The organism is Methylobacter sp. Wu1 (assembly GCF_036553575.1).
GTDB lineage: Bacteria > Pseudomonadota > Gammaproteobacteria > Methylococcales > Methylomonadaceae > Methylobacter.
Map to the genome: position 1 here is coordinate 67,942 of NZ_JAZHOC010000062.1, position 26,119 is coordinate 94,060.

The following is a 26,119-nucleotide window of genomic DNA, read 5'->3' on the forward strand; positions in this document are numbered from 1 at the left end:
GGTGATTTACCAATACAAAATATGACTCAAAAACTTTATATTCAGACCAATGGCTGTCAAATGAATGAGTATGATTCCGATAAAATGCGGGATGTACTTAAGGCTTCACACGGTCTTGAACTGACAGATGATCCGAAACAGGCCGATATTTTATTGCTCAACACCTGTTCGATACGCGAGAAAGCACAGGAAAAAGTATTCTCAGCCTTAGGCAAATGGCGCAAAATCAAAGACAAGCGTCCCGATGTCATCATCGGTGTCGGCGGTTGCGTAGCCAGCCAGGAAGGGGCCGCCATTCAGAAGCGCGCGCCTTATGTCGATATCGTCTTTGGTCCGCAAACTTTGCACCGTCTACCGCAGTTGCTTGATCAGGCACGCACGAAACACGAGCGCGTGGTCGATGTGTCATTCCCCGAAATAGAGAAATTCGACGCCTTGCCCGAACCCAGGGCCGAAGGGCCGAAAGCGTTCGTGTCTGTTATGGAGGGTTGCAGCAAGTATTGTACTTACTGCGTAGTCCCTTATACGCGCGGAGAGGAAATCAGCCGGCCGTTGAATGATGTGATAGCTGAAATCACCGCACTGGCAGCGCAAGGTGTGCGCGAGATCAATCTGCTGGGCCAGAATGTCAATGCCTATCGCGGCGAGATGGATGATGGCGATATCGCCGACTTCGCTTTATTGCTGCATTATGTTGCGGCCGTGGACGGCATAGACCGCATCCGCTTTACGACATCCCATCCGGCTGAATTTACCGACAGCCTGATTGAAGCGTTTGCCGAAATCCCGAAGCTCGTCAATCATCTGCATTTGCCGGTGCAAAGCGGCAGCGATCACATATTAAAACTGATGAAGCGTGGCTACACGCGCGCCGATTACATTGAAAAAATTCGCAAATTGCGCGAAGTAAGGCCTGATATTTATCTGTCTTCGGATTTTATTGTCGGTTTCCCGGGTGAATCTGAAGCTGAATTTGAAGAAACTATGACGCTTATCGAAGAAATCGGCTTCGATTTATCGTATAGTTTCGTTTATAGCCAGCGCCCCGGAACGCCAGCGGCCGATATGCCTGACGATGTGTCTGAGGAAGTTAAAAAACAGCGCCTCGACCGCCTTCAGCAGCGCATCAATGAGATGGCGGCCGCGGTTTCTGACAGCATGGTCAATTCCGTGCAGACCGTTTTAGTCGAAGGCCAATCAAAAAAGAACCCGCTACAGATGCAAGGCAGAACCGAAAATAACCGCGTCGTCAATTTCATCGCCCATCCCAGGCTGGCAGGGCAGTTTGTCGATGTATTGATTACCGAAGCGCTGGCCAACTCTTTGCGAGGACGTATTGTGGATACTTCTGTCGATAAAATTATCCAACACAATTAATTATTGACTGTTATGACAACTCAGGAAATTACCCTGTTGCCTGCCGATAACGTCAGGCTCTCTAATTTTTGTGGTCAGTTCGATTCTCATTTGCGGCAGATTGAAGCCCGCCTTCAGGTTGAAATCGCCAATCGCGGCAACCATTTCAAAGTGACCGGCGTTGACAGTTCAGTAAAAGCGGCTTGCGCAGTCATGCAGAAATTGTTCGAAAGCACCGAAAGAGAACCGCTGACATCCGAATTGATCCATCTGGCCATGCAGGATGCTTCTATAGAACAGATTTTGGCTGCGCCTGAAGAGCCGGATAAACCGAATGTCCTGATCAAAACCAAGCGCGGCATCTTGAAAGGCCGCGGAGCCAATCAACAGGATTATCTGCGAAAAATTATGTCGCATGACATCAACTTCGGCGTCGGCCCTGCCGGGACCGGCAAGACCTATCTGGCTGTAGCCTGTGCGGTTGAAGCGCTGCAAACCGAGAAGGTCAGAAAAATCATCCTGGTGCGTCCAGCCGTGGAAGCCGGCGAAAAACTCGGTTTCCTGCCCGGCGATATGGCGCAAAAAGTCGATCCGTATTTGCGCCCTCTTTATGATGCCCTGTATGAAATGCTCGGTTTTGAGCGTGTTGAAAAAATGATCGACCGCGGCGTTATCGAAGTGGCTCCGCTGGCGTTCATGCGCGGCCGGACGCTCAACGATGCGTTCATTATTCTGGACGAGGCGCAAAATACGACTATGGAACAGATCAAGATGTTTTTAACCCGTGTCGGTTTCGGTTCGACTGCCGTAGTAACGGGCGATGTGACGCAAATTGATTTGCCTTCCGAAAAAATGTCCGGCTTAAGGCATGTGCTTGAGGTTTTGAAGGATGTTGAAGGCATCAGCTTTACTTTTTTCAATGCGCGCGATGTCGTCCGGCACCCTCTGGTGCAGCGTATCGTTTCGGCCTATGAAACGTATGAGAACAAGCACAAGGCGAATTGATGAACCAGATAGACATCCAGCGCGTTTTTGAATCGGAAGGCCAGCCGGATGAGGCGCAACTTCAGGTGTGGGTTGATGCAGCGCTTGAAGATGTCAATCAGGACATCGAAATGGTCATCCGTATTGTCGATGAGGCGGAAAGCGCTCAGCTCAACGAACAATACCGTCATAAAAAAGGGCCTACCAATATTCTCAGTTTTCCATTTGAAGTGCCGGACGGCATTGAATTGAATTTGCTGGGCGATTTGGTGATTTGTGCGCCGGTTGTGGCCAGGGAGGCGAGCGAACAGCATAAGCCGCTAGGTCACCATTGGGCGCATATTGTTGTGCACGGTGTATTGCATTTGTTGGGCTATGACCATATCGATGATGACGAAGCCGAGCTGATGGAAGCTAAAGAGATAGAAATTCTCAAAAAATTGAATATAAATAATCCTTATATTGAGGTAGTAAAAGCATGAGTGATGAGCAACCCCCAAGTAGAAACTCCCCGCAGAAGAGTTGGGTTGATAAAATAAGCCATCTGCTGACCGGGGAGCCGCAGGATCTGGATGACCTTCTTGAGGTTTTGAGAGAAGCTAGGGAAAAACGATTGTTGGATACCGATGCTTTGTCCATGATTGAAGGGGTTTTACAAGTATCTGAAATGCGCGTCAGGGATATTATGATACCGCGTATCCAAATGGTAGTAGTGCCACGCGATGCCGAGCTCAACACCATCTTTCCGCTGGTTTTGGAATCAGCGCATTCACGTTTTCCGGTTATTGAAGATGACCGCAGCAAAGTCGTCGGTATTTTATTGGCGAAAGATCTTTTGGCGCATGCCTTGCAGAATAAGCATCTTAAAATTGAAGAAATCATGCGTCCGGTCAATTTTGTCCCGGAAAGCAAGCGTCTGAACGTTTTACTGAAAGAATTCCGTACTAACCGCGATCATATGGCCATCGTGATAGATGAATACGGCTTGGCGGCCGGCTTGATCACCATTGAAGACGTGTTAGAGCAGATTGTCGGTGAAATCGAAGACGAATACGATGAGGAGGAAGATGAAGGGTATATCTCCCAGCGTAATGAAAACGAGTTCATGATAAAAGCTTTGACGCCGATAGAAGAATTCGATGAGTATTTCTCCACGCATCTGGCAACTGACGAGTACGATACCGTTGGCGGGTTTATTGTCAGCCAGATGGAGCATATGCCTAAAAAAGGCGAAAGCCTGGTTGTCGAAAATCTGCGGTTTGAAGTGATCAGGGCCGATAATCGGCGCTTGCATTTGATAAAGTTGAAAAAAATTGACTAACGAGAGGTCGCGGGCATGAATGGACAAACGATATTGGTCACAGGGGGAACTGGCTATATTGGCAGCCATGCTTGTGTTGAATTGCTTACGGCCGGCTATCAGGTTGTTATCGTCGATAACTTATCCAATAGCAAGGTGGAGCCTTTGCGCCGGCTGGAGCAAATAACCGGTAAAACGCTACAGTTTTACGAAGCCGATATTCGTGACAAGAAGGCATTAACAGAAATTTTTGACCGGGAACCCATCAGTGCCGTCATGCATTTTGCCGGATTAAAGGCCGTAGGCGAGTCGTGCAGGCAGCCGTTAAGTTATTATCATAATAATGTATACGGCACGATGGTACTGGCTGAAGCGATGGCCGAAGCCAACGTTAAGCAGTTGGTGTTCAGTTCTTCCGCGACCGTTTATGGTGAATCTACCTCTGTGCAGTATGTCGAGGATTTTCCTCTGGGCGCGATCAATCCTTACGGCCGATCCAAACTCATGATTGAGGAGATTCTGCGCGACCTGTCGGCGGCCGATGCAATCAACGGAGCGCAATCACCCTGGAAAATTGCCTTACTGCGCTATTTTAATCCGATCGGTGCGCACGAGAGCGGATTGATCGGCGAGGATCCCAACGGTATTCCCAATAACCTGATGCCCTACGTTTCGCAAGTGGCGATCGGTAAATTGGCGCAGTTATCCGTCTTCGGCGATGATTATCCGACCCGGGACGGTACCGGTGTCAGGGATTATATTCATGTGGTTGATCTGGTTAAAGGCCATATCAAGGCGCTGGAAGCGCTACAGAGTGAAAAATTCAAGTCAGGCGGCTGCAAGGCTTATAACCTCGGTACGGGCAGAGGGTATAGCGTTCTCGACATTATAAAAACTTTCGAAGCAGTAACGGGACGGAAAGTAAATTATAAAATCGGTCCGCGCAGAGCAGGGGATCTTCCCGAATATTTCGCCAATGCTGAGTTGGCGTACAAAGAACTTGGCTGGAAGGCAGAGAAAAATCTTGATGATATGGTTGCAGATACCTGGAACTGGCAATGCAAAAATCCGCAAGGGTATGTTTAGGTTTTGCTTTTTAATGCATTGCTGAACTAACGCTCCGTCAAAACTGATCTGTTCTATTTATCCGACCTTTCCGAACCTGTGTTACGAGCCCTTGCTTTAGGGGCGATCTCGTAATAAGCAGGGCTTACGCAAGCCTGTGGGAGCGGCTTCAGTCGCCTTTTATACTCGAATGGGCGACTGAAGCCGTCCCTCCCTGCAGGTTTTAAAACTGCTTGCTGCGGTAGTTGAACAGGCAGACTGCGTAAGTCTTGATAGATACTTTTTTCGCTTCCTTGCGAATTCCAGCAGGCGGACCTAGCTATTTGTTTTCCTGATTCTGCTCGCGCTCTTTGTTTTGGCCGTAGTCTTTGTTTTAGTTGCGCTTTTTGCTTTAGACGCAGTTTTGGTTCTGCTTACCTTTCTGGTTTTGGCTGCGCTTTTGGTTTTGCTTATGTGCGCGGCTTGTCTCGTATGCTTGACTTTGTTCAGGCGCTTGACGTGATGGATCTTTCTGGGGTGTATGGCATGACTCATATTCCTGCTGATATCGTCGCCTTGCGCTAACAGACTTGATGTCGCACGGTGGCTGCCGCAACCAAGTTGATAAGGCGGAGGGCTGAATGAGTTGGCTCGTATGGAATAAATATCTCTTGATGGATTATCGCTAAATCTTTTCGCAAAGCTGGCATCCATGATCTGAGTCATTAGCTGATAGCGTTCCTTGCTGGTCATTCCTCCTAATACGACGCCGATCAGTCGTTGACCATTCTGATGCGCTGATGCCATCAGGTTATAGCCCGATCCGCAGGTAAAGCCGGTCTTCATGCCTTCGGCGCCAGGATAATTCTTCACGAAAGCATTGATACTGCGCAAAGTGGTGCCCTTGTAATCGAAACTTTGAGCAGAAAAAAATTGATAATAAACAGGGAAATCGCGCTGGATCCGCCATGCCAAAATCGCAAGATCCCGCGAGGTGGTGACTTGCAGATCATTAGGAAGCCCGGTTGCATTCATGAATCGAGTGCTGCTCATCCCTAATGAGCGTGCTTTTGCAGTCATCATTGCACCGAAGTTTTCTTCGGTTCCTCCCAGTTCTTCGCCAAGAACGACAGCTGCGTCATTCGCAGAGCGTGTGATTACGGCTAAGATAGCATCCCTGACGGTCAGTGTCTCTCCCTGCCTCAGGCCTAGTTTACTGTTAGGCTGCCGTGCCGCATGCCAGGAAGCAGTCAAAGTATCATGCAGACTAATTTGCCCTTCTTTTAAAGCATCAAATGTCATGTAAAGTGTCATGACTTTTGTCAGGGATGCCGGGAACCAGCGCTGGTTGGCCTCTACTTCGTGCAATATGCTGCCGTTATCGGCATCGATAACAATGGCGGAATGCCGTCCGTAACTGATTTCAGATACGAAAAACAAAAGGAATGGCAATAAAATAAGTCGAATAAATTTCACGTTTAGTAATAGAGAATCTGGTTTTTTAATGAAATCAATAGTTAACGCATGGTTGCGGGTTGCTTTTACTAATCGATAATATAAGTGAAATTTAAATCCACATTATACCAAGGATTCGGTCGTAAATAATTTCCCTGATTAGTAGCAGGATGTGCCGGCGTAAGGCCTATCCTGAGCGCAGCCGAAGGGAGGCGCATCGCCCGCGAGTAATGGCGCTTCACTGCATCGCTTAAAGCGCCTGCTCCTGGTCAGCAAATCCTATGCAAGATTCAAATTTTGGAAGTAATTTTTAGCCAAATCCCACGTGAACTATATATCACCGCCGGAATTGGCTTGAAATTTCCGGTTAAGTACATTTTTTATTAGAAAATGCCTGTGAAAACAATAAAGTATATTTAATTTATCTTAGCGGCGTACCTGTGAGTTAATTTATGTCACGCGATGTTTAATTAATTTCCAGGTATTAGTTCACTATGAGTAAGGCATGGTGACGAAGTTAAGATGATTTTATACTAACTTTTCATTTAATGAAGAGTTACGCGCTTCCTGAGGGCAATGCAATTGCATGCATTGTTTGAACAATTAAAAAAAACGCGTTGTTATCATTATCGTTGATATTTTTACTAAAGATAATGTGCGGCCTCAATTAATTATGAGTTTAATGCCAAGAATTTCTTAAGGTTCATGCCTAATTGATCATATAAGCATATTCTTTAATTCTGTCTGCACAAAATTTGTGGATTTTACAGATATTCAGATTAAGGACGATTTCTAAAATTATTGCTATTGCAAGCAATAAGTTATTTTTAAATTTTATTGATTTTCAATAAAATAGCTTCAAATTTTAACTTTGTAAGAAAAAATAATCAGAAAAGCTCATGATTCTTTTTCTTTTTTGCGATTAATATTTCAATATGAATTCCATGCCAAAAATTACTCACCTTGATGCGTTGCTATTTGATAACCGTTTTATCCGCGAGTTGCCTGGTGACCCTGATGTTTCAAATAATCGCCGTCAGGTGATTGGCGCCTGTTATTCCCGTGTGCTGCCGACTAAGGTCGCCAAGCCAAAACTGATTGCCTATTCCAGAGAAGTTGCAGCTCAGCTGGATTTGGCTCCAGAAATTTGTGAATCGGATTATTTTGCCGACGTATTTACAGGCAACAGATTGTCGGTGGGCATGGAGCCCTATGCGACCTGTTATGGCGGGCACCAATTCGGTAATTGGGCAGGGCAGCTTGGCGATGGGAGGGCTATCAATCTGGGCGAAGTCCTCAATCGTCAAGGGCGGCGGTTGGTTTTGCAACTCAAAGGCGCCGGCCCTACGCCATATTCGCGTATGGCAGACGGTCTGGCTGTATTGCGCTCGTCAGTACGCGAATTTTTGTGCAGCGAAGCTATGCATCATCTGGGCGTGCCGACAACACGGGCTTTGAGCTTGACATTGACCGGCGAGAGCGTGATTCGGGATATGTTCTATGACGGCAATCCAAAGGCTGAGCCGGGAGCTGTCGTGTGCCGGGTGGCCCCTTCTTTTACGCGTTTCGGCAGTTTTCAGATTTTTACGGCGCGCGGCGATATCAAACTGCTCAAAGAGCTGGTGGATTACACGATTCGAACTGACTTTCCGCATTTAGGCGAGCCTTCGCCAGCGGTTTATCTGGCCTGGTTTGAGGAAGTCTGCCGTAAGACAGCCGAGATGATTGTGCACTGGCAGCGCGTTGGATTCGTTCACGGCGTCATGAATACTGACAATATGTCTATCCTCGGGCTCACTATTGACTATGGGCCTTATGGTTGGTTGGAGAATTATGATCCTGACTGGACGCCCAACACGACCGATGCTTCAACGCGCCGTTATCGTTTCGGTAACCAGCCGCAGATCGCTTTCTGGAATTTGGCGCAATTGGCCAATGCCATTTATCCGTTGATCGAACAAGCCGATCTGATGCAACAGGCGATCAATGTTTATGCTGAAAGCTTTGAGAAAGGCTGGCAGGATATGATGGCCGGTAAGTTGGGCTTGAGAGCCTTTGACAATTCATTAAGCACGGAATTATTGGCTATATTACAGTTGGTTGAAACGGATATGACTATTTTCTATCGCAAGCTGGCCACGATGAAGATCGATAATAGACTGCCTGAGGATGACAGTGATGAAGCACTGATAATGCCGCTGATGGAAGCTTATTATGTGCCGGAGCAATTAACTCCTCAATATAGAGAGCGCATTGGTCATTGGTTAAGAAATTACATGCGGCGAATCCAGAAGGAAGAAACGCCGGATCAGGAAAGAAGAGTGCGCATGAATTCCGCCAATCCTAAGTATGTGCTGCGAAATTACATGGCTCAATTGGCTATCGACAAAGCCGGGCAGGGCGACTATTCAATGATTGATGAGTTACTGCAGTTGCTGCGGCATCCGTATGATGAACAGGTCGGCAAGGAAGCGTTTGCTGTAAAGCGTCCGGATTGGGCAAGGAAACGCGCCGGTTGTTCGATGTTATCATGCAGTTCATAGACAAGGTCGATCGGGTCTATTGGCTTTTAGGTGTTTTAGCGGTTTGTAATGGATTTATAGAATAACATTAACATCGGAAAAACAAGGGGGTATATGTAATGGAATTTATATTTTAATATATTCTAATATACAAAAATAAATTGGTTATATTGTGCAATAAAAGCATACAGTATCAGTCGGTCTTTGTTGAGAAAAGCTTGATTTTATGGTGTAATGCCGCTGTTTTATGTCTTAATATGCCTCTTGTTTTGCCGTTCTTAAAATAGGGGGGAAGTTTTACAGCATTGCTTGGAGAATAGGCTTATTAACTATGCAATTTACTATTAAAAAAGGTTTGGACTTGCCCATAACTGGGGGGCCCAAACAAGTTATTGAGGATGGCAATGAGGTTAAGTCCGTTGCCGTCCTGGGGATGGATTATGTAGGCATGAAGCCTACTATGATGGTCAGTGAAGGGGATAAGGTCAAACTAGGCCAGATACTCTTCAGTGACAAGAAAAATCCTGGCGTTAATTTTACTTCGCCTGGAGCGGGCGTTGTGAAAGCCATCAATCGGGGTGCTAAACGGGCTTTACAATCAGTCGTGATTGAACTGCAAGGAAATGCGGAAGAGTCGTTCACAAAATATGAAGAGTCCAAGCTAAATGATTTAACAGCGGAACAGGTTAAAGAAAATTTGTTGGCATCAGGCCTGTGGACGTCCTTGCGTACACGTCCGTATGGAAAAATTCCAGCGATTGACAGCACCCCTCATTCCATTTTCGTAACGGCGATCGATACCAGTCCTTTAGCGGCCGATCCCGTCGTTATCATTAAGGCGCGCGGCAATGATTTTGCCAATGGATTAGCTGTTGTTTCCAAGCTGACGGCCGGTAAAACCTATGTTTGCAAGGCTACCGGCGCCGATATCGCCACAGGCAATACGCCTTCAGTGGTTGTTGCCGAGTTTTCAGGTCCGCATCCTGCAGGGTTGCCTAGCACGCATATCCACTTCATCGATCCTGTCAACGCGGAAAAGTTTGTCTGGCATCTGGATTACCAGGCCGTGATGGCAATTGGCGCGTTGTTTACAACCGGCAAGCTGAATGTTGAAAGAGTTGTGTCATTAGCGGGGCCAACCGTCAAAAATCCAAGACTGATTCGTACCCGTGTCGGTGCCAATACCGAGGACCTGGTTGCCGGCGAGTTGGATGAGAGCGTTGAGAGCCGCGTGGTTTCAGGTTCTGTTTTGTATGGACACAGAGCAGCAGACTGGGCTGCCTATTTAGGTTATTACAGTAATCAGGTTTCAGCACTGCAAGAAGGCCGCGCGCGTGAATTATTCGGCTGGATTGTTCCTGGTAAAGATAAATACTCTGCGCTGGATGTTTATACCTCAAGCGTTGATCGCAAAACCGGCCGCAAGTTTCCATTGACAACAAGCAAAAATGGCAGCAACCGGGCGATTGTTCCTGTCGGCATTTATGAGACCGTGATGCCCTTGGATATCTTACCTACGCCATTAGTGAAATCACTGGTGGTAGGCGATACGGATCAGGCTCAATTACTGGGCTGTCTGGAACTTAATGAGGAAGATATGTCCTTGTTAACTTTTGTCGATCCGGGCAAACATGACTTCGGTCCTGTGCTGAGAGCGAATTTAACTAAAATTGAGAAGGAAGGATAATGTCGGCTAGAGATTTCTTAGATAGCATAGAGCCGCATTTTACAAAAGGCGGCAGGTTTGAAAAGTACTACGGTCTCTATGAGATGGTGGATACTTTCATCTATACACCCTCTGATGTAACACGCGGCACAACGCATGTTCGTGATGGTAATGACCTGAAACGAACCATGACTTTTGTTGTGATAGCAACATTTTTCTGTATTTTGATGGCTTTCTATAACACAGGCTATCAAGCCAACGTGGCTATGGAAACAATGGGGCTGGAAAAGGCGGATAACTGGCGCAGTATCCCCATGATGATATTCGGATACAGCCCGTATAACCCACTGTCATGCCTGGTTCATGGCGCTCTGTACTTCCTGCCTGTCTACATTGTGACACTGGCTGTCGGCGGTATTTGGGAAGTTTTGTTTGCCACAGTGCGTGGGCATGAAGTTAACGAAGGCTTCCTGGTTTCATCAATGTTGTATTCATTGATTCTGCCTCCTGAGATTCCTTTATGGCAAGTCGCTTTGGGTATTTCATTCGGCATCGTTATCGGCAAGGAAGTATTCGGCGGTACCGGCAAAAACTTTCTGAATCCGGCATTAACTGGCCGTGCATTTTTGTTCTTCGCTTATCCTGCTTCCATGTCAGGCGATTCTGTATGGGTCGCTGTAGACGGTTTTACTGCGGCAACGCCTCTGAGCCTTGCATCAGCAGGCGGCGTCGAAGCGATTAAAGAAGGTTATGGCTGGCTGCAGGCTTTCTTTGGCTTTATTCCTGGCTCCATGGGCGAGACATCCACTTTCGCCATTATGCTTGGCGCTGCATTCCTGCTTTATACACGTGTGGCATCTTGGAGAATCATGGTTGGCGTCATGATCGGCATGATAGCGTCATCGTTGTTATTGAACATCATAGGCAGTGAAACTAATCCGATGTTTGCATTGCCTTGGTACTGGCATCTGGTTTTAGGCGGCTTTGCTTTTGGTACTGTCTATATGGCAACCGATCCCGTAACAGCGGCTGTAACCGATACAGGTCGGTGGTTATATGGACTATTAATTGGTGTGATGGTAGTGATCATTCGCGTTATCAATCCTGCTTTCCCTGAAGGCATGATGCTGGCGATTCTGTTTTCCAATATGTTTGCACCGATCATTGATTATTTTGTCGTTCAGGCAAACATTAGAAGAAGGGTGAAACGTCATGCCTAACGCAGTTAAAAAATGTGAACATTACGAAAAATTTAAAGTTTACCGCGATAAAATTCTGGCGCTGAGCAATGATAGCTTGGAAAAAACTATTGCTATTGCTTTGTCTCTGTGTTTGCTTTGCGCGGTCTTGGTTTCATTCGCTGCCGTTGCATTGAAGCCATTGCAATTCGGCAATAAAGAGCTCGACATGAAGAAGAATATTCTTGATGTAGCGGGCTTATTGGAAGCCGATACTGACATCGATCAAGCTTTCCAGGAACAGATTGAAGCCAAATTGGTTGATATTGAAACGGGTGACTATGTAGAAAATATCGATGTTGCAACTTACGATCAACGTAAAGCGGCAAAAGATCCTGCGCAAAGTATCGCTATTCCTGCTGATAAAGATATTGCGCACATTCGTACAAAAGCCAAAATTGCTAAAGTTTACTTAGTCAAAAACGGCGACGATATTCAATCCATTATTCTGCCTGTGAATGGTTATGGCTTGTGGTCAACGCTGTACGGATTTATTGCCTTAGCAGCTGATGGACAGACAGTGCAAAGCATTAACTTTTATGATCAAGCCGAAACACCGGGCCTGGGCGGTGAAGTTGTAAATCCCAACTGGCGTGCCTTGTGGAACGGTAAAAAAGTTTATTCTACATCCGGAGAGCCTGCTTTAGGTTTGGTTAAAGGTGTAGTGGACAAGAATAAACCGGGATCTGAATACCAAGTGGACGGTTTGGCCGGCGCGACTTTAACAAGTAATGGTGTAAGCAATCTTATTAAATACTGGATGGGCAATGAAGGTTTTGCGCCGTATTTAAATAAAGTAAGAAAGGCTGGAGAGAATAAATCATGAGTGCAGTATTAACTGGCGAAACAAAAAAAGTATTGACCGAACCATTGGTCAATAACAATCCGATTACGTTGCAGGTTCTGGGGATTTGTTCTGCTTTGGCAGTAACATCCCAGATGTCTACATCGTTGATTATGGCGCTCGCACTGACATCCGTGACGGCTTGTTCAAGCGCGGCGATCAGCGCCATCAGAAACCATATTCCCAGCAGTATTCGTATTATCGTGCAGATGATCATTATTGCATCCTTGGTAATCGTGGTTGATCAAATTCTGAAGGCATTTGCTTTCGAAGTAAGCAAGCAATTGTCCGTATTCGTGGGTTTGATTATCACCAACTGCATCGTTATGGGCCGCGCTGAAGCGTATGCGATGAAAAATCCGCCTATAGCAAGCTTTATGGATGGCATCGGTAACGGTTTGGGGTACAGCTTGATTCTTGTCACCGTAGCTTTCTTTAGAGAGACTCTGGGTTCAGGTAAATTGCTGGGCTTTGAAGTATTCCATTTATCAAAAGACGGCGGATGGTATGATCCTAACGGTTTAATGTTGTTGCCTCCTAGCGCGTTTTTTATCATTGGTTTGATAATTTGGGCTATTCGTCAATTCAAACCTGAGCAAGCTGAACAAGCGGATTTCAAAATCATGTCGATTGCTCACGGTGAAGGAGGGCATCACTAATGGAAGCTTACATTAGCTTATTTGTAAAAGCGGTTTTCATTGAAAACCTGGCTCTTGCGTTCTTCCTGGGCATGTGCACCTTCCTGGCGGTTTCCAAGAAGATTTCAACAGCTATGGGATTGGGCATCGCGGTAATGGTTGTGCAAACCATTACGGTTCCTGCCAATAATATTATTTACCATACGCTGTTAAAAGAAGATGCGCTGTCATGGATGGGCATCACCGGTGTGGACTTGAGCTTTTTAGCGTTATTAAGCTGTATCGGTATGATCGCCGCATTGGTACAGATTCTGGAAATGATTCTGGACAAATTCTTCCCGGCTTTGTATTCGGCATTAGGTATCTTCTTGCCGTTGATTACCGTGAACTGCGCCATCCTTGGAGGTAGTCTGTTCATGATTGAGCGTGACTACAACCTCGCTGAAAGTGTTACCTACGGTGTCGGCAGTGGTTTCGGCTGGGCATTGGCCATTACGGTTATTGCCGGTGTACGCGAAAAACTGAAATACAGTGATATTCCTGCCGGCTTACAAGGTTTGGGTATTACATTTATTACTGCGGGTCTGATGTCGCTTGGCTTCATGGCTTTCTCTGGAATCCAATTATAAAAAGGTAACATAATGCTGGAAATTGCATTAGGTATTATTATTTTCACGGTTATCGTGATTGCGCTGGTGTTTGTGATTATCGGCGCAAAAAATAAACTGGTTGCCTCCGGGAACGTAGAAATTCTGATCAATGATGAAAAGAAAATTCATGTGCCTGTGGGGTCGAAATTGTTAACGGCATTGGCTGATAACGGCTTGTTTGTGCCATCGGCTTGCGGCGGCGGCGGTACTTGTGCTCAATGTCGAGTAAAAGTGCACAAAGGCGGCGGTGAAATTCTGCCGACTGAAACATCGCACATTACCAAACGTGAGGCAGCTGAAGGCGAGCGTCTCTCTTGCCAGGTCACAGTTAAAAATGACATGGAAATTGAAGTCGAAGATGATGTTTTCGGCGTCAAAAAATGGGAATGCACGGTTAAATCCAACCACAACGTAGCGACTTTCATTAAAGAGCTGGTGCTGGAATTGCCCGAAGGTGAAGAAATCAAGTATCGCGCAGGCGGTTACATTCAGATCGAATGTCCTCCGCATGTGGCTAAATACAGTGATTTCAACATCGAAGAAAGATTCCATGAGGATTGGAATAAATACAACCTGTGGCGTTATGTCTCCGACGTAAAAGAGCCGGCCTTGCGTGCTTATTCAATGGCTTCTTATCCTGAAGAAAAAGAAATCATGCTGAACGTGCGTATCGCGACGCCGCCTCCAGGCGCCCCGGATAGCGTGCCGCCAGGCATCATGTCTTCTTATATCTTTAACTTGAAACCAGGCGATAAATGTATCGTTTCCGGTCCTTACGGTGAATTCTTCGCCAAAGACACCGATGCCGAAATGGTCTTCATTGGTGGCGGTGCGGGTATGGCGCCTATGCGTTCCCACATCTTCGATCAGCTGCGCAGGCTGAAGTCCAAACGCAAGATGACGTTCTGGTATGGCGCAAGAAGCAAACGCGAAATGTTCTATGTTGAAGATTTCGACATGCTGGCCAAAGAAAATGACAACTTTGAATGGCATGTAGCTCTGTCTGACCCATTACCTGAAGATAACTGGACAGGTTATACCGGCTTTATTCACAATGTACTCTTTGAAGAGTTCATAAAGAACCATCCGGCGCCTGAAGATTGTGAGTTCTACATGTGCGGACCTCCAATCATGAACTCCTCAGTCATCAACATGCTGTTGGAAAACGGCGTTGAACCAGAGAATATCTTCCTGGATGACTTTGGCGGTTAAGTAAGACATAGAATTCTCTCCCGCAAGGACAAGTTTCTTGCGGGGGAGGGTTAGTGGAATCACATGAAAATTATCAAACAGCGACGAGGAGCATGGCTTGGTCTGCTCCTCGTTTTTTTATTGTCGGCATGCGGCAATGAAGCAGAAGAGTACCCGTTCATCCACTCAGGATTAACAGAGGGCACCAGTTTCCATATTAAAGTCACTAAATTGCCTGAATCAGTGGTTTCAGAGCAACTGAAACACCAAATCATGGCTCTTTTGGATGAGATAAATGGGCAGATGTCCACTTATCTGGAAGATTCGGAACTGTCCAGTTTTAATCAGAACACTTCGACTGATTGGGTGCCCGTCTCCACGCCTTTATTTACAGTATTGAAAGAAGCGCAAAGAATTAGCCGATTGACCAGTGGCGCTTTCGATGTAACCGTGGGTCCTCTGGTCAATTTATGGGGATTTGGGCCAGACCCGATGAAATCTGTCGCGCCTGACGATGCGCTTATACAGGAGCGATTGAACAAAATTGGCTATAAATATCTAAGTATTAAAGAAGAATCGTTAGCTGTTAAAAAAGCGATACCAGACCTGTATGTGGATTTGTCGGCTATAGCAAAAGGCTACACTGTGGATCAGGTAGGCTTGTTATTGGAAAAGAATGGCATAACCGACTATATGGTCGAAATTGGCGGAGAGATAAGAGTAAGAGGGAAAAATGCGAATGCCGAGCCTTGGCATATAGCTATTGAGAAGCCAACACCGGATACAAGAGTGATAGAGAAAGTGGTTGGCATTTCCGATATAGCTATGGCAACTTCCGGGGATTATCGGAATTTTTTCGAAGGTGATGGCGTACGTTTTTCCCATACTATCGACCCAAGAACAGGGCGGCCTATAACGCATAAGCTCGCATCCGTTACGATCCTGAGCAAAACGACGATGGAAGCCGATGCACTGGCAACCGCTATTATGGTGCTGGGTCCGGATGAAGGTTATAAATTTGCCGAGCGCAATAATATAGCGGCATTATTTATTATTAAAAAAGATTCGGGTTTTTACGAAAAAAGCACGGGAGCCTTTACTGGCTTTACAGAATTGAAAAGGTAATATCATGACTTATTTTCTTGTAACTTTTGTATTCATGCTTGTTGTTATTGCAATAATGGCGATAGGGGTTATTTTTGGCAGAAAGGCTATTAAAGGATCATGCGGCGGCGCTAATAACGGAAATTGCATATGCGTTGAAAAATGTGATAAAAGGAAAAAGCTGGAGGCTGAAGGAAAGGTTTAGGACAGTTCTGCAGGGATTTGCATAAGCAGGACGGCAGGCTCTGAAGTGAAATAATAAATTACAATGAGGAGTTCGTTATGTTGGCTAAAATCACTGTTGCAGATTATATGACCAAGCATTTGGTTACTTTGACTAAAGAAACCAATGTTTTTGATGCTATAAAGAAACTGTTGGATCATAGAATTACCAGCGCCCCGGTGCTTGACAATCATGGCCAGCTGATCGGCATGCTTTCGGAAAACGATGTGATGCGGGTTGTTGCGGAAAACGTTTACGATCAGGGTATGGGCGGTAAAGTCGGCGAATATATGACAAAAGACGTAATTCGTGTTGAATCTGACTCATTTATTGTTGACGTGGCGGAAAAATTTCAGCAATCCAAAGACAGAAGCTTTCCTGTTTTTGAAGATACTGACCTGGTAGGCATTGTCAGCCGAACTGATGTTTTAAGAGCATTGGCTTCGCTCGAATCTTAAATAAAGTTTAGGGATTAATTTTCATTGGATGAAGAGCGGCACGTTTTTTTGGCATGACTATGAGACATTCGGAACAGACCCGCGGAGAGACAGGCCTGTTCAGTTTGCCGGTATTCGGACCGATTATGATTTCAATATTGTAGACGACCCTCTCGTCGTTTATTGCCAACCATCGGCAGATTCACTGCCGCATCCTGACGCCTGTGTTATCACAGGAATTACCCCTCAATTTGCCGAGCAGAAAGGCATTTGCGAAGCGGAATTCACGCGACTGATTCATCAGCAGTTGTCTCAGCCTAATACCTGCACTGCCGGCTATAACAGTATCCGTTTCGATGACGAAGTAACGCGCAATTGCCTTTACCGAAATTTTTATGATCCTTATGCGCGTGAATGGCAAAATGGCAATTCACGCTGGGATCTGATCGATCTGGTCAGGGCTGCGCGTGCTCTGCGTCCTGATGGCATACGCTGGCCAGTTAATGAAGATGGAAGACCCTGTTTCAGGCTCGAAGAGTTAACCCAAGCGAATGGTATTGAGCATTCAGCTGCGCATGATGCGCTTTCCGATGTGTATGCCACTATAGCGATAGCCAGGCTAGTCAGAAAAGCCCAGCCAAAACTGTATCAGTTTTTACTGCAGCATCGGATTAAATCCGAGGTGCTTAATTTGCTGCAACTCGGCAGCTTTAAGCCGCTTGTGCATATTTCAGGCAAATACGCAGCGATCAAGAATTGCCTTGCTGTCATTTTACCTGTTTGTAAACATCCGACCAACAGTAATGGCATTATTGCTTACGACCTTTCTATAGACCCTGAACCCATGCTGTCGTTACCTGTTGAAGAAATTCAGCAGAGGATCTTTACAGCAACCAGCGAATTGCCGGAAGGCGTTGAAAGAATACCGCTAAAAACGGTTCATATTAATAAATGTCCGGTGCTGGCTCCGGTATCTGTTATTAGGCCGAATGATGCCGAGCGGCTGGAAATCGACCTGGCTTTCTGTTATGCCAGTATTGAAAAGATTAAGGCGGCAACTAACCTGGAAACGAAACTTTCGGCCGTTTTTAGTCACGACTACGCAGAGCAGGAATATGATCCGGACTTGGCGCTTTATAGCGGCGGGTTTTTCTCTGAATCAGATAAACAAAAAATGGCGAGGATCAGGGGTATGGCGCCGAATCAATTGGCAAAAGCGATTTTTGATTTTACCGATGCCCGCTTGCCGGAGATGTTATTTAGATACCGGGCGCGTAACTATCCGAAAGCTCTAACTCATGAAGAGACGCAGAGATGGCATGAATTTTGTGGAAACCGGTTAACAGGCCGACGGGCTGGCGCCGGGATTCTGCTTGGCGATTATTTCAATCGCCTTGAAGAACTTAAAGGTAATGGAAATATTAACCCCGATATAATCACAGCACTGGAAGCATACGCTTTCGAGAAAATGGAACGGTTCGGCGTTAAGTTAGTTTGAGAAATATTTTGCAAAATTAATTTTATATTCAGTTGTATCAGTCAAGATAACTGTTCCGCTCATAAGCTTGGATTAAGAATGCGCTAACTGATGCCAGTTGCATGGAGTTGGCATATAATGGGTGGTTCAGTTTATATGTTTCCATAAGGAAGTTAATCACATGAAGAAAATTATTTTATTTCCAGCTTTACTGTTCTTTTTTACTTCAGCTGTTAATGCGCACGGTCCTGTACGCCAGAAAGCTGAAGAAGAAATCACCATCAATGCGCCTGCCGAAAAAGTCTGGGGCATCATCAAAGACTTTGGCGATATGTCCTGGCTCCCTGCTATCAAAGACACCAAAGCCGATAAAGGCAACGAGAAAGGTTCAGTCCGTGTTTTGACTTTGAAAGATGGCGGTACAATTACCGAAGAATTGAAAAAGCATGACGATAAAAAAATGACGTATGCTTATAAAATCACTGACATGAGCACAGCAAAAACCATCAATCATGCCGGCGCTGAAGAGAAAGTGCCCGTTTTGCCGGTTGACAATTATGCGGCCAGCATTGATGTAGAAGGCAAAGGCAATACTTCAGTTGTGTCCTGGAAAGCGGCTTACTACCGCGCTTACATGAACAACAATCCGCCTGCGGAAATGAATGAAGAAGCTGCTAACACGGCTGTGACAGCTATTTTAAAATCAGGTTTGGAAAATCTGAAAACCTTGGCTGAAAAGTAAGGGTTTACGCGTGTTCCGAGTGAACCACATGGCTGTAGCGATGGCGGTCGCTACAGCCTTCTTATCAGCATCGGTTATGGCGGAGCCTTTCGCCTATATCAGTAATCAATTGGCGGACAGCGTTTCCATCATCGATACGGAAAAAGGTACGGTAGTCGGTACGATTGCCGTTGCCGGCAAGCCTGCCGGTGTTGCCGTTGCACCGGACGGTAACAGAATTTATGTCAGCGCCCCGGAAGCGAAAGGCTTTGCTGTTCTGGATGCAGTAAATCGCAGAGTTATTTCTGAAGTCGCAGTCGGCGATGGTGCTTTAGGCATTGCTACCGCGCCGGACGGCAAGCGCATCTATGTGGCGGACTGGTATAAGAATACCGTATCAGTGATTGACGCCGACACTTTAACGATCGTAGAAACCATTATCGTGGGCAAGTCGCCGTCCGGCTTGATGGTGAGTCCCGATAATCGCTGGTTATATGTCGCTAATCGGCTGGATGATTCAGTCTCGCAGATCGATCTGGACAAATTGACGATCAGAAATACTACAAAGGTTGGCGCGCACCCATTTGGCCTGACTGTTGATAGCAAAGGCGAGCGCATCTATGTTGCCAATGTGGAAAGCGATGATGTAACGGTATTGGAAAAAAGCCATCTAAAACGCATTGCGACAGTCAAAGTAAATAGCCGTCCTTATGCTGCGGCCCTGGCGAAGGGCGACAGTCTTTTATTTGTCACCAATCAGGATGACGGCTCGGTTTCGGTCATTGATACTGCCGCATTAAAAGAAATCGCCCTGATTGATGTCGGCGATAAGCCGGAAGGCATTTATACGCATCCGGATGATCGGCATGTTTATGTGGCGAACTGGTTTGACAGCAATGTTTCCGTGATCGACGCACAGACATTGGAAGTGGTTGATACGATCCAGACCGGTGAAGGCAGTCGCGCGTTCGGGCAATTCATCGCCAAATAACATGGCTTCGGATAAGTGCCGGAAAATTGCAGAACTATTGTTTCAAGTGGAAGTTCAGTTACGGCAGCTGAATTATTGGCAGGATTCTTTACCTCCGGCTGAGGCGCTTTCGAGTGAACTGCCTTTTAGCTGCGATACTTTGGATTTCCCTCAATGGCTGCAATTTATATTTCTGCCAAGAATGCAGGCATTGATCGAATATGCGGCGCCGTTGCCGACTGCTTGCGCTATTGCGCTTTATGCCGAGGAATATTTCAGACATGATGCCAATCTACAAACTTTATTGGCGCATCTGGCCGAAATTGATACACTGCTCACCGATTTGTAATAACGTGGAGCTAATATGGCTGAAACTGTAGATGAATTGACTGTAACTTATGAAGATGGCGGGATTGAGACAGTCAAAGAGCTGGATAAAAAAGTGCTGACCAAAGGTGCCTGGGCTACGGTCATGTTCCGTTATCAGGATTGGGATCGCGCCAAAGGGGAATATGGTCCTGATAAATATACCATTCGCCGCTATCAGAAACGCAACGGCGAATACCAGCAAAAATCAAAATTCAATATTTCCAGCAAGGAGCAGGCAAAGGGCATTATTGAGGCGCTGGAAGAGTGGATAGAAAAAGAATAGTCCCAGAGCCACTGGTTGTAGGCTAATTAATCCAGCCATTCAATAATATGATCTTCCAGATCATCAACCTCTGATTCCTTTATCGCATAACTACTGATTGAGATACCTGCTTCCTGCACGCTTTCGGCATTTCCTGAAACCAGAGGATGCCAGTCAGGAAGCTCTCCGCCATCATTGAGCAAGCGGTAGGCGCAGGTTGATGGCAGCCAATTGTATGCAGTAAAGCCGGGCTGTCTTAAATCAATGCACTCGGGCACTACAGTGAAGCGGTCGGCGTAGTGGGTGCATCGGCAGGTTTCCAGGTCTATCTGGTCGCAGGCGGCGCTGGTGAAATAGATATCACCGGTATCTTCGTCTTCCAGCTTGTTCAGGCAACATCTGCCGCAGTTATCGCACAACGACTCCCATTCTTCGGCCGTCATTTCAATCAGTTTTTTGGTTTTCCAGAAGCTCATAAATGTATTCTTTCCATTAAATAACACAGGCAGTCCTGCCTGATCACATGTTCATCCAGTGTCAGCATGGAAGGCATGGTGTGATTTCGGTTTATCAATAAATCGCCGTTTTCAATAGAGAAACATTTTTCAGTCACATCATTTCCGTGTTCATCCTGAGCGATGACCGGTATCAGTGAGTTGAATCTGGAAGTTCCCCATACAGTACCGGCTGGAATCTCGGTAAAGTTCATGCGTTCAAGGTCTTCATTCAGCAAAAGATCGGCATCGGCTCGATTAAAGCTGAAATTGATTTTTTCATGCACCTTGACCTGGGCGATCGTATGAAAAAGGTCAATATCCTGAGGCTGAACCTGATGATGTGACAATTCAACAAGATGCAGGCAACTGTTCAGGTACTCAAGCACATGTTCGACGCCATAGTGCTGGCCTGGGCGGCCACACTCCAGCGTGACAGCCGGGCATATTTCCGCGAATGCGGCAGTTTGTACGCCTTTAGGCCGGATAAAGTAGACAACCAGCCGGCCGAATAGGGAGGCCAGTTGTAGAAACGGGTTATCCAGCCTGTTAACACAGGCATAATGAGGATTCAATCCGGTATTGTTATGTACATCGACGCTGGCAAAAACTCGGCGCTTCTTCATGATCGAGACAATTTCCCTTGCCATTTCGGTTTCCGCGCAATCAGGCAGCTCGGTGCCGGGCCAGATGCGGTTGTAATCAGGCTGGTTATCAAGTCTTCGCAAGTTTTTACTGGCGGCGCCGATATTGCCGAAGAAAATGGACAATGAGCGCGGCAAAGGCTGGCTTTGATATTTTTTCAGCAGCAGTTGCAGTGCAAAAAGCCCTGTCGATTCATTGCCATGCAGCAAAATTGATACAAATAGAGGTTCGGCATGCCTGCCCTCCAAATGAATCAGGGTCGGTTCGGGCAATATTCTGTGCAGACTTTCCGGCGTGGCTTCCAGCAGGCCATCGGGCAAGTAATCCAATTGATTAAGGCGCAATGTTTTCACGCTAAGGCCCAAGTGCTGACAGGGTTGCCGCTATTTTGATATTTAAGGTAATTTCGCATCATCTCCGTGAAATCATGATCGTGCTCGTAGATATACTGGCGCTGCCATTGAGAGCCATTTTGTTTATGGGCGATACGTTGCCGGATAATATCCAGATAAGTGTCGATATCGGTACGGCGGATGCCCAGCGATTCCAGACCTGACGCCGCTCTGGGTAAAAGTTCGGTTTGGAATAAGTGAGGCAGACGCTGTTTATGGCCGTCGAACCAGATGATATGGCTGTCCAGGCCGAAACGGGCTGCCTTATAAAAATTATCCCTGGCCTGGGTGAACGGCAATGGCCAGCCTTTGGTTACGATTTCATCGCAGATGCTTTGGGTCAAACCATAGTAAAACGCCGCGTTGGCGATCGAATCGATAACGCTGGGGCCAGCCGCGGGCGTTCTATGTTCTACTCGGATATGCGGTGTGCCGTCTCCATCGAAACCGACTAATGGCCTGTTCCAGCGCCAGATGGTGCCGTTATGCAGACGCAGGTGTGCGAAGGCTTCGATGGCGGAGTCCTGCTCGACAGGCAATAACACAGGAAAATGATCGAGGTTTTCCTGAAAGCATTCGATGATAGAGCGTCTTGCGTAGTCAGATCCGAAGCTGACGCGTTTGATCGGGCCATGCGAAGCGCCGGAATAGCCGCCGGATTCAACAGACTGCTCGAACAGGGGAATGCGTGATTCATGCCAGAGCTCTTTGCCGAACAAGAAAGGAGCGTTGGCGCACAACGCGACAACTGGGGCTGATGCAATGATCGAAGCGTTATAAAAATGATGCGCGATGCTTAGCGGCAGCTGGATATGCAATTGAAATGATGTGGTGGCTGACTCTATCATCACGTCGTCATGGTCGAATTTCAGGTGTTCCGCACCATTGATATCGATGTGTATCGGCCGACCGCGCGCATGCAGCACTTGCTCATTCAGGGCGCGGTACCTGTTCATGTTTGACATATTGCCCAGATTCAAGTCCGACTGTTTTAAAGTCGGCAGAATGCCAATCATGACAGCGTTGCTGTCCAGGGTTTCAGCGTGTTGACAGGCCGCCGCCCAGGTAGTCTGCAACTGCTCGTGCAGGCGACTGAAAACATCATCCGTTAAAGGTGCAGGTGTGCTGTTGAATTCTATATTGAATTTGGCGAGTTCCGCCGAAGCCCACGGATGGTTGAACGTAGCCAGATAATTTTCATTAGTCGGCGATGGGCGCATGTTTTCATCGACCAGCCAGACTTCAATTTCGAAACCGGCCACAGGCTGATGGGTGGAACAGGCATTCTGTTCAATTAATTGACTGAGCAGATGGGTCTCCTGCTTGAGCTTCTGATAAAAACGCTCGAAGTTCTTCTCATCAAATTGCACTAAAGAAATTTCCTGGCCCATGATTGCACCAAATCAAGCAAAGTTAAATCATCATACGTCGGTTCAAAGCCCACATCAATGTGATCGGCAACGGATGAAAAAGTGCCATTAACCTTGAACTTCCAGTAGTTCCCATACTGGCTTGATATGAGGAGGGAAAGGGGCGAGCCGACCTAACTCGACCCACTGATTTTCAGGATTGTGAAAGTCAGAACCTACTGATCCCGCCAGCTCAAAGCGTGCGGCGTAGCCGGCAGCCAATCTAATTTCATCGGCACTAATTCTGCTTGTTACAACCTCTATACCTTGTCCGCCAGCTTCCTTAAAAGCGGCCAACAGCCGTTTCATCCAGTTGGCCGTCAGCTTGTAACGCAATGGATGAGCCAAGACGGCAATACCGCCTGACTCGGTGATCCAATTGATCGCCTGCTCCAGCTCGGCCCAGGGTGTGGATACATAGGCCGGTTTACCTCGGGCCAGATAACGGTCAAAAGCTTCCTGCTGCGTTGACACGTGGTGCTGTGACAGCAGGAAGTCGGCAAAATGGGTGCGTGTGATCATGCTGTCGCCGGCTGCTCGCTTGACGGCTTCGAATGCGCCGGGAATACGTTTTTTCTCGAGTTTCTGGGCGATTTTTTCAGCGCGTTCCAGACGCACGGTTTGCAGATTCTGAGTGGCTTGAGCCAATGGGCCATAATCAGGATCGATCCCCAGGCCGACTATATGAAAACATTTGTCGTGCCAGTTGGTGGAAAGTTCGATGCCGGATATCAGCTTGATGCCGCTTGCTGCCGCCGCAGCTCGGGCTTCGGCGAGTCCGGCTGTCGTGTCATGGTCGGTTAAAGCCAGTGAGGTAACGCCTTGCTCATGGGCGCGTTTTATGAGTTCCGTTGGCGATAACGCACCATCGGAAGCCGTTGAGTGACAGTGCAGATCGTATACTTCAGCCATGACTATTGATAATCTCCATAAAGCTTGGCGTAAAGACCCTTCTGGTTAATTAAAGTTTCGTGACGGCCTTGTTCGCAAATGCTGCCGCCTTCAAATACATAGACATGATCGGCTTGTTTTACGGCACTTAGACGATGCGCAATAATGATGGTCGTGCGGCCTTTCAGGAAATCGGCGAGGGCCTGATGCAATTTATGTTCTGTTTCGCTATCGAGTGCCGAAGTGGCCTCGTCAAGTATCACGACTTTGGGATTGGCGACTATCATCCGGGCGATGGCCATGCGTTGCCGTTGGCCGCCGGAAAGCCGCATGCCATGACGGCCGACTACCGTATCCAACCCTTTTTCCAGGTCGCTGACCGTGCCTTTTAATTGCGCGATCGCCAGTGCGTGCCATAATTCGGCATCCGTAGCAGGCCTGCCCAGTGTCAGGTTGGCGCGGATGGTATCGTTGAACAGAATAGGCTGCTGCAGGACGGTTACGACATTTTCCCGGACAACCTCAAGGCCAATATGGTCGATGGGGACATCGTCAAAATAAATCCGGCCGGCGCTGGACGGATAGAGGCCGATGAGCGTTTGTATCAGTGTGGATTTGCCGCCGCCGCTGGCGCCGACCAGCGCCACTTTTTCGCCGGCTTTGATTTCCAGATTGATGCCGTTCAGTATTTGCTCATCGCCATAGCTGAAGTGCAGATTGTCGACGCGTATGGAGACGGTTTTTTTATTCAGGAACGGATTTTCCAGATGCGGGTAATGGGGTTCCTGCTGCAGCGCATTCAGGCGGTTGATGCGTCTTAGAGCGGCTTTGGCCGCGTAAAACGCATATTGAATATTCAGCACTTCCTGGACCGGCGCCATCATAAACCAGAGGTAGCCGAATACGGCAAGCATTTCGCCGATGCTGAGGTCGGAATAGAAAACCATGAGCATGGCGCAGGCGCGAAACATGTCGAAGCCGAACAGGAATACCAGAAAGCTCATCCGGTTGGCCGCATCGCTTTTCCAGGCAAAGATCATTGAATAATCTTTCACCGAGCGGGCCGATTCGATCAATTGCTGGCAGTAATGCTTCTCGCGATTGCTGGCGCGGATTTGATGAATCGCTTCCAGCGTTTCGGTTAACGATTGTTGAAATACTTCGTAAGCGGAATTTTCCTTGGCTTTCAGATCTTTAACGCGCGAGCCAATGATGCGCGTGAAATAGATCACGACAGGATTTAATAATAAAATAAACAAACCCAACTGCCAGTGCATCCATAGCAGAATGACGGCTGTGCCGATGATGGTCAGGGCGGCTATCAGCAATTTGCTGATGGTAGAGCCTATGAAGGTATCAATCGTATCCAGGTCCGTCACCAGGTGCGTGACCACAGTGCCTGTTCCCAGGCTTTCGTATTCGGACATGGAAATCGTCTGCAGACGTCTGATCAGATTCTTACGGATACGAAAAATGATATCTTTGGAAATAAAGGAGAACTGCCGGGCCTGAATGATATTGAAAATAATCGCAAAAATGCGCAGCAGCAGGCTTGCCAGCAAAACGGCCGCAATATAAAGGATCGGCGTGTGCCAGTGGGCCGGAGTCAGCGAATTGATGAATGCGATGGTCATGCCGGGCTTGTTCAGCAGGACTTCGTCGACCAGCAACGGCATCAGCAAAGGAACCGGTACGCTGGCGATAGTCGCCAGGATCGCGATCAGATGCGCATTGATCAGCGGTTTTTTGTGCTCTGAAACGATTTGAAAGATATAATCCCAGCCGTAATATTGCGTGGCCTGTTTTGAGGGATGCTTTGTTTGCACGATAGGTATGA

At 47.1% G+C, this 26,119-nt stretch carries 26 protein-coding genes; 20 read left to right on the forward strand and 6 right to left on the reverse strand.

The window, feature by feature from the left end; genetic code table 11:
- The first annotated feature begins 21 nt into the window (after positions 1-21).
- Genes miaB through galE form a run of 5 tightly spaced genes read left to right on the forward strand, consistent with a single transcriptional unit; the run spans position 22 to position 4,726 of the window.
- Entirely contained in the window at positions 22-1,377 is a 1,356-nt protein-coding gene (gene miaB, locus V2P20_RS13050; RefSeq protein WP_331818985.1) for a tRNA (N6-isopentenyl adenosine(37)-C2)-methylthiotransferase MiaB, read from the forward strand.
- A gap of 12 nt (positions 1,378-1,389) precedes the next feature.
- A complete protein-coding gene (locus V2P20_RS13055; RefSeq protein ID WP_331818987.1) occupies positions 1,390-2,361 on the forward strand; it encodes a PhoH family protein in 972 nt (323 codons plus the stop codon).
- Entirely contained in the window at positions 2,361-2,822 is a 462-nt protein-coding gene (gene ybeY / locus V2P20_RS13060; protein WP_331818989.1) for an rRNA maturation RNase YbeY, read from the forward strand. Before V2P20_RS13055 ends, ybeY begins: the two co-directional genes overlap by 1 nt.
- On the forward strand, positions 2,819-3,661 hold the full coding sequence (locus V2P20_RS13065) for a transporter associated domain-containing protein (protein WP_331818991.1): 843 nt from the start codon (positions 2,819-2,821) through the stop codon (positions 3,659-3,661). Before ybeY ends, V2P20_RS13065 begins: the two co-directional genes overlap by 4 nt.
- Positions 3,662-3,676: 15 nt before the next feature.
- Positions 3,677-4,726 carry a UDP-glucose 4-epimerase GalE gene (gene galE / locus V2P20_RS13070; protein ID WP_331818993.1) on the forward strand — a complete coding sequence of 350 codons (1,050 nt, stop codon included), beginning with the start codon at positions 3,677-3,679 and terminating at the stop codon, positions 4,724-4,726.
- A 294-nt stretch (positions 4,727-5,020) separates the two neighbouring features.
- Here the strand turns inward: galE and V2P20_RS13075 are convergent, their stop codons facing one another.
- The gene (locus V2P20_RS13075) at positions 5,021-6,160 is read right to left on the reverse strand and encodes a D-alanyl-D-alanine carboxypeptidase family protein (protein ID WP_331818995.1); all 1,140 of its coding nucleotides are present in this window, start codon (positions 6,158-6,160) and stop codon (positions 5,021-5,023) included.
- Between the two features lie 914 nt (positions 6,161-7,074).
- Between V2P20_RS13075 and V2P20_RS13080 the strand changes: the two genes are divergently transcribed.
- The 15 genes from V2P20_RS13080 to V2P20_RS13150 all read left to right on the forward strand — a co-directional run bounded on the left by V2P20_RS13080 (position 7,075) and on the right by V2P20_RS13150 (position 20,472).
- The gene (locus V2P20_RS13080) at positions 7,075-8,682 is read left to right on the forward strand and encodes a protein adenylyltransferase SelO family protein (protein ID WP_331818997.1); all 1,608 of its coding nucleotides are present in this window, start codon (positions 7,075-7,077) and stop codon (positions 8,680-8,682) included.
- Positions 8,683-8,992: 310 nt separating this feature from the next.
- Positions 8,993-10,348, forward strand: coding sequence for a Na(+)-translocating NADH-quinone reductase subunit A (locus V2P20_RS13085; protein ID WP_331818999.1), 1,356 nt, complete (start codon positions 8,993-8,995; stop codon positions 10,346-10,348).
- Positions 10,348-11,547 (forward strand): NADH:ubiquinone reductase (Na(+)-transporting) subunit B, encoded by a 1,200-nt coding sequence (locus tag V2P20_RS13090; protein WP_331819001.1) that lies wholly within the window; start codon positions 10,348-10,350, stop codon positions 11,545-11,547. Before V2P20_RS13085 ends, V2P20_RS13090 begins: the two co-directional genes overlap by 1 nt.
- On the forward strand, positions 11,540-12,391 hold the full coding sequence (locus V2P20_RS13095) for a Na(+)-translocating NADH-quinone reductase subunit C (protein ID WP_331819003.1): 852 nt from the start codon (positions 11,540-11,542) through the stop codon (positions 12,389-12,391). The genes V2P20_RS13090 and V2P20_RS13095 overlap by 8 nt, the downstream gene beginning before the upstream one ends.
- Positions 12,388-13,068 carry an NADH:ubiquinone reductase (Na(+)-transporting) subunit D gene (locus V2P20_RS13100; protein WP_331819005.1) on the forward strand — a complete coding sequence of 227 codons (681 nt, stop codon included), beginning with the start codon at positions 12,388-12,390 and terminating at the stop codon, positions 13,066-13,068. Before V2P20_RS13095 ends, V2P20_RS13100 begins: the two co-directional genes overlap by 4 nt.
- A complete protein-coding gene (gene nqrE / locus V2P20_RS13105; protein ID WP_331819007.1) occupies positions 13,068-13,676 on the forward strand; it encodes an NADH:ubiquinone reductase (Na(+)-transporting) subunit E in 609 nt (202 codons plus the stop codon). Before V2P20_RS13100 ends, nqrE begins: the two co-directional genes overlap by 1 nt.
- A gap of 12 nt (positions 13,677-13,688) precedes the next feature.
- Entirely contained in the window at positions 13,689-14,909 is a 1,221-nt protein-coding gene (gene nqrF / locus V2P20_RS13110; protein WP_331819008.1) for an NADH:ubiquinone reductase (Na(+)-transporting) subunit F, read from the forward strand.
- A 63-nt stretch (positions 14,910-14,972) separates the two neighbouring features.
- A complete protein-coding gene (locus tag V2P20_RS13115; protein ID WP_331819010.1) occupies positions 14,973-16,013 on the forward strand; it encodes an FAD:protein FMN transferase in 1,041 nt (346 codons plus the stop codon).
- A gap of 4 nt (positions 16,014-16,017) precedes the next feature.
- A complete protein-coding gene (nqrM, locus tag V2P20_RS13120) occupies positions 16,018-16,197 on the forward strand; it encodes a (Na+)-NQR maturation NqrM (RefSeq protein ID WP_194970088.1) in 180 nt (59 codons plus the stop codon).
- A gap of 77 nt (positions 16,198-16,274) precedes the next feature.
- On the forward strand, positions 16,275-16,673 hold the full coding sequence (locus tag V2P20_RS13125; RefSeq protein ID WP_331819013.1) for a CBS domain-containing protein: 399 nt from the start codon (positions 16,275-16,277) through the stop codon (positions 16,671-16,673).
- Between the two features lie 28 nt (positions 16,674-16,701).
- Positions 16,702-18,150: an exodeoxyribonuclease I gene (sbcB, locus tag V2P20_RS13130; protein ID WP_331819015.1), complete on the forward strand. Its 1,449-nt coding sequence runs from the start codon at positions 16,702-16,704 to the stop codon at positions 18,148-18,150.
- A gap of 160 nt (positions 18,151-18,310) precedes the next feature.
- Positions 18,311-18,871, forward strand: a complete 561-nt coding sequence (locus V2P20_RS13135) for an SRPBCC family protein (RefSeq protein WP_331819017.1) — start codon at positions 18,311-18,313, stop codon at positions 18,869-18,871.
- A gap of 28 nt (positions 18,872-18,899) precedes the next feature.
- Complete coding sequence (locus tag V2P20_RS13140; RefSeq protein WP_331819019.1) at positions 18,900-19,841, forward strand: beta-propeller fold lactonase family protein; 942 nt, start codon at positions 18,900-18,902, stop codon at positions 19,839-19,841.
- Between the two features lies 1 nt (position 19,842).
- Positions 19,843-20,169, forward strand: coding sequence for a YqcC family protein (locus V2P20_RS13145; RefSeq protein ID WP_331819021.1), 327 nt, complete (start codon positions 19,843-19,845; stop codon positions 20,167-20,169).
- 15 nt (positions 20,170-20,184) lie between these two features.
- Positions 20,185-20,472, forward strand: coding sequence for a hypothetical protein (locus V2P20_RS13150; RefSeq protein WP_331819023.1), 288 nt, complete (start codon positions 20,185-20,187; stop codon positions 20,470-20,472).
- Positions 20,473-20,498: 26 nt separating this feature from the next.
- Here V2P20_RS13150 and V2P20_RS13155 read toward each other — a convergent pair whose 3' ends face one another.
- From V2P20_RS13155 to V2P20_RS13175, 5 genes are all read right to left on the reverse strand, one after another.
- Positions 20,499-20,927, reverse strand: coding sequence for a YcgN family cysteine cluster protein (locus V2P20_RS13155; RefSeq protein ID WP_331819025.1), 429 nt, complete (start codon positions 20,925-20,927; stop codon positions 20,499-20,501).
- On the reverse strand, positions 20,924-21,943 hold the full coding sequence (locus V2P20_RS13160) for a M14 family metallopeptidase (protein WP_331819026.1): 1,020 nt from the start codon (positions 21,941-21,943) through the stop codon (positions 20,924-20,926). Before V2P20_RS13160 ends, V2P20_RS13155 begins: the two co-directional genes overlap by 4 nt.
- Entirely contained in the window at positions 21,940-23,373 is a 1,434-nt protein-coding gene (locus V2P20_RS13165) for a glutamate--cysteine ligase (RefSeq protein ID WP_331819028.1), read from the reverse strand. The genes V2P20_RS13160 and V2P20_RS13165 overlap by 4 nt, the downstream gene beginning before the upstream one ends.
- 87 nt (positions 23,374-23,460) lie before the next feature.
- Positions 23,461-24,303 carry a PHP domain-containing protein gene (locus V2P20_RS13170; protein ID WP_331819030.1) on the reverse strand — a complete coding sequence of 281 codons (843 nt, stop codon included), beginning with the start codon at positions 24,301-24,303 and terminating at the stop codon, positions 23,461-23,463.
- A 2-nt stretch (positions 24,304-24,305) separates the two neighbouring features.
- Positions 24,306-25,958: an ABC transporter ATP-binding protein gene (locus V2P20_RS13175; protein WP_331819055.1), complete on the reverse strand. Its 1,653-nt coding sequence runs from the start codon at positions 25,956-25,958 to the stop codon at positions 24,306-24,308.
- Positions 25,959-26,119: the final 161 nt, after the last annotated feature.